6 protein-coding genes are annotated in these 12,136 nt (G+C 45.4%); 1 reads left to right on the forward strand and 5 read right to left on the reverse strand.

What is annotated here, in order from left to right; all coding sequences use genetic code 11:
* Positions 1–195 precede the first annotated feature (195 nt).
* A complete protein-coding gene (locus RID09_RS09920; RefSeq protein WP_446335780.1) occupies positions 196–6,858 on the reverse strand; it encodes a CHAT domain-containing protein in 6,663 nt (2,220 codons plus the stop codon).
* A gap of 484 nt (positions 6,859–7,342) precedes the next feature.
* Here RID09_RS09920 and RID09_RS09925 point away from each other — a divergent pair, with 484 nt between their 5' ends.
* Positions 7,343–7,897: a phage tail protein gene (locus RID09_RS09925; protein ID WP_446335781.1), complete on the forward strand. Its 555-nt coding sequence runs from the start codon at positions 7,343–7,345 to the stop codon at positions 7,895–7,897.
* Between the two features lie 65 nt (positions 7,898–7,962).
* Here RID09_RS09925 and RID09_RS09930 read toward each other — a convergent pair whose 3' ends face one another.
* The 4 genes from RID09_RS09930 to RID09_RS09945 form a co-directional block, all read right to left on the reverse strand.
* Positions 7,963–8,715 carry a PEP-CTERM sorting domain-containing protein gene (locus RID09_RS09930; RefSeq protein WP_446335782.1) on the reverse strand — a complete coding sequence of 251 codons (753 nt, stop codon included), beginning with the start codon at positions 8,713–8,715 and terminating at the stop codon, positions 7,963–7,965.
* A 717-nt stretch (positions 8,716–9,432) separates the two neighbouring features.
* On the reverse strand, positions 9,433–10,458 hold the full coding sequence (gene obgE / locus RID09_RS09935; protein ID WP_446335783.1) for a GTPase ObgE: 1,026 nt from the start codon (positions 10,456–10,458) through the stop codon (positions 9,433–9,435).
* Positions 10,459–10,605: 147 nt separating this feature from the next.
* Positions 10,606–11,307 carry a Mo-dependent nitrogenase C-terminal domain-containing protein gene (locus RID09_RS09940; RefSeq protein ID WP_446335784.1) on the reverse strand — a complete coding sequence of 234 codons (702 nt, stop codon included), beginning with the start codon at positions 11,305–11,307 and terminating at the stop codon, positions 10,606–10,608.
* Between the two features lie 247 nt (positions 11,308–11,554).
* Positions 11,555–11,779 (reverse strand): DUF433 domain-containing protein, encoded by a 225-nt coding sequence (locus RID09_RS09945; RefSeq protein ID WP_446335785.1) that lies wholly within the window; start codon positions 11,777–11,779, stop codon positions 11,555–11,557.
* Positions 11,780–12,136: the final 357 nt, after the last annotated feature.

Below are 12,136 nucleotides of genomic sequence, written 5' to 3' on the forward strand. Positions count from 1 at the left end.
CCGAACTAGAGAAGCGTCCGGAAGTGATTGTCCCCTACCAACTCATGCCCTTATTCATGTACAGACCGTCCATGGAAGGTCTCTACTGACAGGTTATCTCTGCCAATCCGCGTCTTCACGAAGTAAGGCGCGGTTCATGAAGTCAGTCAGTGATATGATTTGTCATATCATGTTTATATCATGTTTATTCCCCCATTACCAAGGATTACCAATTAGGGTAAAGGAACTCCAATAATAAGGATGGCTGTAGTTTTGGTTAATCGACGGAAAATCAGATGGTAAGGGAATACTACTCTTAGTGGTGATTAAGTGATCGTCTTCTCGTTTCACTTCACCTCTAAGCATTGCCACTTGTGCCTTTCGCAAAGCTTCGGCTTTGGTTGAACTTTGTTTGAGTTTCTCGTAAAATGTACTCATCAATCCCAGTGTCCCCTCATCACTAACATACCAGAGACTGCCCAAGGCTGACTTGACCCCAGCTTGTACCGCTAATCCCGTAAATCCTAACTCTGCTTCCTCATCGCCTAAAGCTGTGCGACAGGCACTTAAAACTAAAAGTTCCACGGTTGGTTTATGCCAATCTAACCGCCACATCTGATCCAATCTGAGTTTATTTTCCCCCCACAATTGGATATAGGAATCCATCGGTTTCCCCGGTTTAAATTCGGCATGGGTAGCTAAATGAATAATACCATACGTCGCTTTGCGCCGAGCTTGCTGGAGATTATTCAAGGTAAACTCTTCATTGAGAAAGGATTCACCTTGCCACACCTGATCTGCAATCACTTGTAACTCTATGGGAACACTGGGTAAAGGCGCCTTATCTGGAAACTTTGAAGCCCCCATTGCCAAAACCGAATCATCTTTGACATCTCGATAACGAGTATCGGTGAGACTGAGGCTAGGCATTAAGCCGACACTATAGTTCTCAATGATAAACTGCTTACCATCATACAAAGCGGCAACAGGTATAGAACGTAAGCCTGTGTCCATGATAAATGCCAGATGCTTGATATCTTGCGCGGCTAAATCAGCAGCTATAGGTTGAATCAACCATTGATACATCTGGTAAGCCGGTGGCAGATAGTTCTGGTCATCGATTACATTCGTTACAGTGCGACGAAATTGATCTGCCATGTTGAGAACTTCTGCTCTGGTTACATTAACCGATCGCCGGATAGGTTGTCCATCGGCAGAAATGAGAATTAATTCTAGGCGATCGCTCGGTTGCGGGGTTAGCGATCGCAATAAACTGGTATTATTTGGCGCAACCTCTACACCTTCAGGCACCGCGCTAATCGTTTGTGGGGCAAATACTACATAAATCACCGCCGACTTCACCCCTGTTGCTGCTGCATTTTGGCGTAAGATTTCTCGCGCTTGTTCTAAGGTAATCCCTGCCCGTCTTTCTGTGCCAAAATACTTTTCATAATCTAGACTAAATAAGTTATCAATCTCCATCACCCCAGATTCATCCTTTTCAACTGGGGGTTGATTTTTATGGGAATCAGTGGTGATTAAATCAATGGGGTTAACGGGGATATCTGAGGTTTCGTCAACGCTAATAATCCGAATATTGCCTTCAGTGTGGGTAAAGGGAAAGGATTGGAAAGGAGTGATGGTAAACTCACCACTGGTAATGGCAGCAGCTGTGCCGTTAATTGTTGCATCTCCCACATTAAAGGGAATGATGCCTTCTCCCCCATGACGAATTGTGATATCGCCGCCACCCTTCCCACCGGCTGTAGAAATGCTGGTTTCCCTACCATTGTGGGAAAAACTGCCAATTGCCCGAAAGACGCGATCGCTCTCTATCTCAACCTTGCCCCCTCTGCCATTACTTCCCCCCTGTGCGTTAATCGAACTCACTTCGATATATTCACGGGGATCAAGCATAACATTACCGCCATCGCCGATATTACCACTGGAATTGATTTCCCCAGCATCAATACTTACCTCAGCCTCAACCAAAATATCACCACCCATCTCCGCCGAGGAATTAAGGTTACCGCTATTCACCCGATCCTGATGGCTAGTCAGACGAATATCACCCCCAACCGTTGTAATATTACCCGTAGTAATGGTATTACCCGTTGTCAGTTCAACTGCCCCTCCAGAGGTTTGCACATCCTGTAGATTAATTGTGCCAGTTCCTGTTATATGCTTCAGACTAGCCGCCCTAATCAAATTACTTGCTCTGAGGTTATTGGCATTGAAAATAGTCAGATTGCCCAATGGAGTAGTTTCACCCACACTATCTGTGAACGTGATATTTCCTATTCCTGACGTCAGATTTAGATTCGCCGCACCACTACTCCCTTCAAGGGTATTATTAAACTGGATATCACCGCCATTTGTCGTCAGGAACGTATCGCCGTTTAGAATCGTTGGAGCATTAAATTCAATAGAACCGTTTGCTGTTGTCACCTCACCTGCAAAATTCAGTGGATTAGCGCCATTGAGTTGAAAATTTCCGGTGAGATTAATCCTGACTGACGTTGGACTATCTAAACGATTACTGAGAATAGTAAGATTGCCGATTGGGGTGGTGCTACCTACTGTTTCGGGTAATTGTACCGTACCCCTTTCCGCGATAAGGTTCAGGCTTTCTGTTCCATTTCTACCATTCATTTGATTGAGCAAACGAATATCACCAGAACTCGTACTCAGACGACTATCACCCGTCAGCGTCACTGAACCCTTTTGTCGCCATGTTCCCGTCAAATTAATAGTAGTAGCAAAATTTATATTTCCATTAATGGTGAGGTTATCCAATGGGGTAATTGTGCCGATAGGATTATCAAGCGTAAGACTCGTACCCGGATTAAGTTCGAGGTTATAGTTTCCGTCAAGCGTGTTATTAAAAATAATCGTACCCGCACCGCCTGTCGTGAGAGCAGTATCGCCTGTTAAGTTAATCGGTGCATTGAATTCCAGACTACCATTCTGCGTTGTAATTTGACCCACCAGCTCCAGGGTACGACTGGAAATCGTTAGATCGCCCATTAGGTTAAACTTGGCAGCCTGATGAATAATTCCTCCATCATTTCCCTGATGATCAATTGTCAGATTATTCGCATTAATATTACCTCCTAACCTAATGTCACCACTTTGATTATGGGTTAAGCCTGCCCCCGTATTCAGAGCGATGTTAAGATTTCCTTCACCTGTATCAATTCTTATTGCATTTGCCAATACGATTTCCGCGTCACCCCGATCTCGCTGGGAATCAACCACCCCATTTGCCAGGGTTTCGTTGGCGATTAACGTTAAATTTCCGTTGTCTGTCGTGATATTATCGTTAATAAAAATACTGCGTCCGGCTTTAAAAGTGAGGTCGCCGCCATTGCCGCTAAGATTATCGATATCCAGTGGACTATTCAGAGTAATATCATTATTGGCTTGCAGTACAACGGCTGTCCCCGTATTCAAAGTACGCTCTAAAAAGGTAGGAGAAAACGTTAGCGAAGCATCAGGAAAACGAGCAAATGTTAGATTTTCCGGGACGCCGACTGTTACTCGACCACTACCTTCCTTGGCAAATTGTACCCAAAAGGTCTGATTAACGGGGTCATTAATGACTGTACCTAAACCGGAATCCGACGGGCGACCGATAATGCTATTTTGATCGCTGATACTGTTTTTACCATTCCAGGTTTGTCCATTACTCCCATCCACCCAAGTAACGGCTCCTATATTATTGTCCCAGTTGGGACTACTGACACCATAATTGCTATTATTTAATTCAATAACGCCGCCACTACCCACTTGATCATTCGTCAAGTTTCCCACTAAACTTTTGAGTTCGCTAATTTGACCGATAGTCTCGGTTGTGGCGTCACGCCAAGTCACAGCGCCTCGGTTATTGTTCCACTCCGGGCTACTAATCACATAATTTCCATTCCTCAACGCGGTGACACCGCCACTACCAATGCGGTCAGAGGATGCTGGAGTTCCGACCAAACTATTCGTCTCATCCACGACATCAATAGTACCAATAGTGCCATTGCCCTTAGTGATTGCTCCTTGATTATTATTCCAGTCAGGGCTGTTGACAATATAATCGCCATTAGCAAGCGCAATAACACCCTCAATTCGGGAAGGAAAACCTGGAACACCATTACCAATTTGGTCTCCTGCTGTACTACCGACTAAGCTATTGATTGTACTTATTTGCTCATTGCCAGTTGGCAGATTGCCATCCCGCCAAGTCACTGCTCCTCGATTATTGTTCCAGTTGGGACTGCTAATCACATAATTTCCATTAGTCAATGCAGTGACACCACCACTACCAATTTGGTCTTGTTCTTGGCTACCAATGATACTGTTATTTTCTGTGACTGAACCCGTGGTTAAACCGTTGATAGCATCAACCCAGGTAACAGCGCCCACATCCTGCATTGCTCCGTTGTTCCAGAGGGGACTACTAACAACGTAATTGCCGTTACTCAGCGCTGTAACACCAGCACTACCAACTTGATCCCCTGTCCGAATGCCAACCAAACTGTTGCTGGCATTTACTTCTCCTGTAGTCCCAGTCCTACCATCACCCCAAGTCACGGCTCCTAGACTAAAATTTGTGGCATTGTCTTCCCAGAAGGGGCTACTGACAACATAATTTCCGTTTTCCAGTGCAGTTACACCGTCAAAACCATTTTCAACAAATCCCACCAGATTATTTGGGCTAGCACCAACTAAACTGTTGCTGGCATTTACTTCTCCGGTAATCCCTTTCGTGCCATTACCCCACGTCACCGCTCCTCGGCTTTCCCCCCAAAACGTGGAGTTGACCACATAATTGCCATTGTTTTTGAGCGCCGTTACACCATTAAGACCAACCTGGTCACCAGTCTGAGTACCAACTAAACTGTTAGTTGCGTTAACCTCTCTCGAAATCCCAGTTGTGCCATCAGCCCACGTCACCGCCCCTATATCTGTCGTCCCTGTAACCCGATTATTCCATTGGGAACTAACGACGACGTAATTGCCATTACTCAGAGCCGTAACACCACCACTCCCCACTTGGTCATCGGTTTGACCCGTCAGTATGCTAAGTAATCCTCCAGTTGAACCATCGAACAGGTAAACCGCACCCGCATCATTCCCACCCAAGTTATCTCCTGGCTTGGTAACCGCCACATTTCCTGTACTCAACGGCACAATGGCATCACCAAACCCGGAACCATTACCAGCATTCGGATCAGCAAGATCAAACTGGGGAATAGCGCCTACATTATCATCAATTACGATATTTTTCGGATCGAGTAACAGCGTCCCGGCTAATCCATCAACAGCCCCCACATCAACAGTACCCGTCATTGCCAGCGAGTCTTTCCCCGACACTTCCACAAAACCGCCGTCACCGCTAATCGCACCACCTCGCGCCTGAATCGTTCCAGAAAATTGAGTCTGTTGATCCGACCAAACAATTACCCGTCCTCCACTTCCGGTGGTTAAGGCGTTGGCGTTTAGAATACTGCTATGATTCACCACCGTAGTTTGGGCATTAATAGCGTCTGATGTCTGTCCCTGAAAATCACCACCCACTAAAATCTCACCGCCGCCACTGTTACCACTGACATCAATATCTGCTGCTAATAATTGGACAGTCTCAGCAAACAGATGGACTGTACCTCCCACCTCTCCCGTCGCCTGAATGTCTCCTGAAGTGGTTAAGACAGTATCGGCGTTACCCTTAAATTCAATCACGCCTCCCTGCTGAGAACCATTTGCCCGGGTTGTGGCGCTAGCAGTTTGAATCACCGTACCTGTAGAATTAACCTGAATTTCCCCACCATTTCCCTGGTTTCCCCCAACACTCATTAGTCCTGTGTCCAGGAAATGATGAGTCTGAATCTGAATATTACCTCCATCCGCCCCATCCGCTGTCATAGAACCGAGATTCTTTACCCTAGAACCAACGACATGAATTGTGCCACCCTGATTTGTATCGGTGGTGGATAGTTGCCCTTCATTGACGACTTGACCGCTATTCCCCGTGAGTAAAACGGGTAAATCCAAGGGACTAATCGGTAATTGCTCCCCAGTGCTGGAGCGAGGGGGTGTAATCTCTAAGGTGAGGGGGCTTCCCGGTTGACTGATTCTGATCAAATTCTCACCCGGTACAGCCGCGATCGCAACTTGTCCTCCTGGTGCAGTTAGTTGCCCTGTATTGGTTATAGTACCACCTACTAAGGTTAAAGTCTGACCTTTTCCCACCTCTAAATTGCCATGATTAATAATCGCTGCTGAGTCAGCCAAGTCAAACGCTAAGGTTGTGGGAGTCCGAATTAAATTTTGATACCGATTTTCACCGAACGCATTAAACCAGTTCTCAGTACCAAAGCCAATCCCCGTCGCCGTCGTTGCCGTAAATGCCGCCGGAACATTAAGCTGGGCATCAGCACCAAAAATGATCCCCGCCGGATTCATTAAAAAAAGATTAGAATTTCCCCCTGTCACCTGAATTAAACCATCAATCACGGAGGTATCTCCACCAACCACCCGTCCCAGAATGTTGCGAATTTGGGGATCGGAGATAAAGTTAGCAATTTGATCGGGGGAAAGTCCAAATTGCTCAAAGCTATGGAAGAGATTCTCGCCATCTCCAGAAAGCGTTCCCCCCTGAATATCCAAGCGGTTCCCTTCAGGGTTGACTCTGGTGTTCGTACCATCGGCGGCTGGGGTAATGGATTGAGCCTGAGCCGAGGGCATCGAGTCCAGCCAACCTATCCCCCAGTTTAAGGTGCCTTCGCCGTTAGAAAACCGTCCTGTTTCGGGAAAAATTGGGTAGGGAATTATGCCGGTGAGGAAAACACCGACAAACAAACAGCGAAGGCACAATGGGATAGGTTTCATCGCTTGCCCTCCAATCAGGTAGAACTTGCCAAGTCCAGCATACTTTATATTCTCTGTCCAAAATAACAGCAGGATTTAAACCAACTTTTCCGTTGAACCACAGTCTGTACGCTTGTGCCTAAGTCCTAAACCGTTGAGGACTTACTCCTTGTTGTTTTCCTCCACTGTACACAAATTAGGCATTGCAGAACTCAGTGTTATTCAGGAGTTTTACCACTTCACTTTAGCTTGAGTATTATTTTTTGTAAAAATAAAAATATCCGCGCCACGTTGATAGCGCTTAACCTTAAGCTTTGTAACATAAGTTTCTTGACGGCTTGGTAAAGTTTAGCTAAATTACTATGACATTAAGCTCTAAACAAAACGAATGGAGTCCTGACCCCCAAGAATGATTACATCATTTCCTGCCTTTTTTTTAGGGCTAAAGGGAGCCGAGAGAAGTTTTAGCGAAACGTTACCTTATGGAAAACTTGAGGAGTTGATTATGACAGAACCTTTTATCGGTCAAATTGCCATGGTTGCTTTTGATATAGTTCCCGATGGTTGGTATCTTTGCGACGGTAAATTACGCAACGTAACAAGTGGCGTAAACGATGTTCTAGCGACAATTTTGGCAGGAAAGTACAATCAGCCTGGTGATCCAACACAAGGCGTTTTTCGCGTTCCTGATTTAAGAGGTCGTGTTCCTCTTGGGATTAACCCAATGCCAGGGAATAGCTCTCCTGCTTCTGGTGTAAGTACCTATACCTTGGGTGCAAAAGGAGGTTCAGAAGCGGTTGAGTTAACCGCAGCGAACCTACCAGAAATTCAACTGAAATTAAAAGCGACGAATGCTGACTCTAACGCAACGAGTCCGAGTGAATCTGCTCTTTTGTCGAAACCCAGAAGTAGCATCTATGCAACGGGAAGTACTAATTTTGTGGAAATGGACTGTATTTCTACTATCGGGAGTAGCCAGAACAACGCCCACAATAATCTTCAACCTTACTTAGCGATTAACTTTATCATCGCCTACCAAGGAATCGATCCACGCACCTAGATTACACCTCATGGTATCCTAACCGTAGGGGCGCACGCGACGTGCGCCCATGCTCTTTGAGTGGGTTAACGCTGAGTTATTTTCTTGGTCAAGCTAGAACCACAACCCACCGCCCCCAGAACAAAGATACCTAAAATAGAACTTGGTTCAGGAACTTCTGTTTGAGGTTCTTCAAACGCTTCTCCAACTTCAATGTTGTCAATCGCAAAGCTATTAACCTGAAAACCAGGTTGTTCACTCAACTCCTCAGAAACAGGTGCCTCTAGCCCTTTAAACTCAACCCGACTCAAGTTACCCCACTGTTGATTAAACATTACCGTTTGAAAATCTTTTAGAAGTCCACCTCCATCCGTAATACCATCAAAGGAAATTATTTTTGTAATTGAACCGCCTCCGGCTAAAAAGCCCACAACCTCAACCGTTTGGGCTTGATCCTGGGGTTCTCCCCATTCGGCTAAGTCGAAGCTGACTAATGAAAATGGAGTTGCATCACCTTTAGACAGGATGACAGGATTGATAAACGACTCCAATGTTTTGTCGTCTACTAAATTCCGGATTATAAAATAGGTACTGTCATTGTGTGCCTCAAATACATTATTCGCTAAAGCATACTGCGTTTGTTCAGGTGGGAGCGTCGGCTTGAATAAAAAATCCTGTGATGTTATTGGTTTTGAGACATCTTCATTATGATTCGGTTCAATCGAATTATCTTCAAAATCAATAACAAGCGCTTGGGCAGCAGTGCTGCTTAATACCGCTATTAATGCAGCCAGAGCTGTCGTTAGTGATAATTTGCCAATGACCTTTGAATGAGCCATGATGAAATGCATATCCCAAAAATTTAAAACTGATTTGTGGAGATGCCTAGCCCTGATGGAAATCAAGAAGAATTGAATGTGCAGCAAGCCCTATCTAATTGGTTTTCTTTTTTGAGAGATTTTCTACCTTTAATCCCTGAGTTTCCTTACGGTTTATAATCGCATCTTTCCAAGTTAAAAAACAAGTTTTATCGCGATTATTTACAGAAAAAATACAATAAATAGGACTTCAATAAAGCTTTGATAAACTTTGCTTCGGATTTAAAATTGGATGAAAAATTAGATAGATTATTCTACCGCAGCCATTAATTGTCTACGTTTCTCATCAATCTAATTTTTCCAAAAACCCTGTTTGAGCAAGACTTCTCGGACTCTGGCTCTGCGCTGAAACCGGAAGTTTTACCACTGTTGTCAGAAAAGCTATCAATATTACGGTCTGCTTTTCTTGAAGGTATATTTATCTCATGGAATTAAACACGGTGTAGACGTTGCTCAAGACAAACAGAATGTTAGCACCTTGGATAAGGGTGTAATTTTACCTTCATCCTTTCGTCACCCCGTTCCGGAATTTTGGGCTAAAATTTTCGTTTTCAGAATAATTATAATTACTTATTTGACAAATTCATTTATATAAAGTAAAATATATTCTTGTTTTTACAACAAACGTTAAAGAGGAATTATCGCTGTTGCCATAGAGGAAAAGAAAATCGGTGAGTCTCAAAACTGGGTCACAGTTTCCACCGATGCATCTTTTAGCTGTTCCAAAGACTGCCAAACCTTTTGCAGCATAGACTCTAACCCCGTCTGAGTCACGGCGGAAATTTGGAAGACGGGTACATGGGTTAAGTGATTGAGTTCAGTCGCCAGAAGTTCTACCGCCTCTGAATCAATAGCATCTATCTTATTGAGGGCCAAAATTTGGGGGCGTTCTGACAATCCCCGTCCATAAGCCTGTAACTCGGCTTGAATGGTTTGATAATCGCCTATCGGATCATCAGCCGTAGCGTCAATCAGGTGCAGTAATAAGCGAGTGCGTTCGATATGGCGGAGAAAGTCATGCCCTAATCCCGTTCCCAGATGCGCCCCTTCTATTAATCCGGGAATATCGGCAAACACTGTTCCATCACCCGTAGGTTTCCGAACCACACCCAAATTCGGCACTAACGTCGTAAACGGATAATCGGCAATTTTCGGGCGTGCAGCAGAAAGGGCGGCAATGAGGGTAGACTTACCTGCATTGGGTAAACCAATAATTCCCACTTCTGCCAGTAATTTCAACTCCAAACGTATGCGGCGATATTCTCCAGGGAGTCCGGGTAAGGCATAATCAGGAGCGCGATTGCGATTGCTCAAAAAATGCTTGTTCCCTAATCCTCCCTTACCCCCCTTGGCAACGCCAAAGGTTTGTCCAGGTTGGACTAAATCCCCTAGAACTTCCTCAGTATCCGCATCATAGATAACTGTACCGCAGGGAACTTGAATCGTGCGATCGCGCCCATTAGCACCCGTCCGATTATTCGGTCCGCCGCGTCCACCATTGTCGGCTTGGAAGCGATGGGCATATTTGAAATCCAGCAAGGTTTGCAGGTGTTCAGCCGCCACCAAAATCACATCTCCCCCTCGTCCGCCATTCCCACCCGCAGGTCCCCCCGCCGGCACATATTTCTCCCGCCGGAAGGCGACAATACCATCGCCGCCCTTTCCAGCTTCTACTTCAATTTCCGCTTGATCAATAAATTGCATTATTTGTCATTAGTCATTGGTCATTCGTCATCTGTCAAAGACGTCTTACGTTTAATCTAGTCGGGGCGGGTTTATTACATCTGGGTGAGGGAAGACATGATAGTAGTGAAAAGAGCCCCTACAGACGAATAATGACACATCTCTACATTAAAAATATTTAGAGACATCTTCGCCCCGTTCATCTGCCAGATAGGATAATGCCCGGAAGCGCAAGCCGACTAACTGATCATAGAGGGGATTGAGCTTACACATTGCTGGAATGTGGGCGACTTTGCGACCAAATAGGTTGACATCCCGTTCAAACGGACATTGAGAGGGAATAATATTACACACGAATCGGGCAACTCGTGGGTCATGAACTTCCATCCCATCCAGCCATTTGCGTAAAGGGTGGAGAATATCCGAATGGGGATGGGGAGATGTTCCCGGTTGCTGGGCATCTTGGTGGGCAACATCCGTGGTATTCATACCCTCACCATCGTAAAGGGTATGCCGTAGGGCATTCAATGCCTCGATTTGCAGTCCTAGCGCTTCGCAGAACTCTTGCAGAACATTGTCTTCCGTAGCTGAGTAGATACCATCTGCCATCGCTACCATGACAGCTGTTCTGATAAAATTCTCGGCGGTATGCAAGTCATGACCTAACACCGCAGCCAGTTCTTCAGCAGAAATGGTTTGTTCAACCGACTGTGGGTCTTTATCCACCTCCAGGAGTTCATGAGTCAGTTTAGAAACGATCTCTTTTTCTTCGGGATCAAAGTGACCATCAGCCCAAGCTACGGTACACAACCCGCGCAGCCAAGCCGAAATTTGGTCTTCGGTGTAGGGAGATTGAGTGACAGCCGTCATAATTATCTAAATAAACTCGACGAACATGATGTAAGAGCGAACCTTGGCAGAGTCCTAACGGGTTGTAAGCTGGGAGACTAAACGACTAAGGTATAGCAACAACGGCATTACCCTACCAGGGTTGGAACTGTTTCCACTCTTAATCTTAACTACTGCGGAAGAGAAGTTCTGGTCACTATCGGCACAATCAGGCTGAGACGATTGGTAATCAGCAAGTTCCCGCTTCAAAGGTCGGGGGGCGCACTCATCAAGCAGGATTCGCATAAGCTGTCAGCATTTCCTTAGCCAATTCAAGGGCTGCGATCGCTTGCTCACGCCGAACACTGGGAAAATGATCTAAGAATTCGTCGAGTCGCTCGCCAGCTTCAAGATAATCGAGCAACGTTTCAAAAGGTACACGAGTTCCAACAAAAACAGGGGTTCCTCCCAGGATGTCAGGGTCGCTATGAATAACACGCGCTGCGGTTTTCATGTCAGTCATTCCGTATAGTAGGAGTTCCTCTGATCTTAGCCTACTGGTGTAACACAGCTAGCTAAAATTGTGGGATAGATTTTACAGGATAGCGATGGTGAAAGCCCCTGTGTTTCAACCAGGGGATGAAACTTTCGCGTTGCGTTCAGCGTAGAGACGCGCCATGGCGCGTCTCTACTTTAGTTGCGAGTTTAATCTATCCTGATAACACTCAATTAATAGTGTAGTATAATGAGTGTTAGATACATGGCAAACGCCCTAGCAAATGTTTACTTTAATTTACGAGTTTAAACTAAAACCAACTAGCGCTCAAATAACCATCTTTGAGGAATGGCTAGAGCAGTGCCGTAGGGTATA

It is taken from the genome of Coleofasciculus sp. G1-WW12-02, assembly GCF_040219735.1.
Classification (GTDB): domain Bacteria; phylum Cyanobacteriota; class Cyanobacteriia; order Cyanobacteriales; family Coleofasciculaceae; genus Coleofasciculus.

Coding starts and splice junctions, on each gene's coding strand:
- RID09_RS09920 (WP_446335780.1), bottom strand. CDS start 6,858: ATGAAACCTATCCCATTGTGCCTTCGCTGTTTGTTTGTCGGTGTTTTC.
- RID09_RS09925 (WP_446335781.1), top strand. CDS start 7,343: ATGACAGAACCTTTTATCGGTCAAATTGCCATGGTTGCTTTTGATATA.
- RID09_RS09930 (WP_446335782.1), bottom strand. CDS start 8,715: ATGGCTCATTCAAAGGTCATTGGCAAATTATCACTAACGACAGCTCTG.
- obgE (WP_446335783.1), bottom strand. CDS start 10,458: ATGCAATTTATTGATCAAGCGGAAATTGAAGTAGAAGCTGGAAAGGGC.
- RID09_RS09940 (WP_446335784.1), bottom strand. CDS start 11,307: ATGACGGCTGTCACTCAATCTCCCTACACCGAAGACCAAATTTCGGCT.
- RID09_RS09945 (WP_446335785.1), bottom strand. CDS start 11,779: ATGAAAACCGCAGCGCGTGTTATTCATAGCGACCCTGACATCCTGGGA.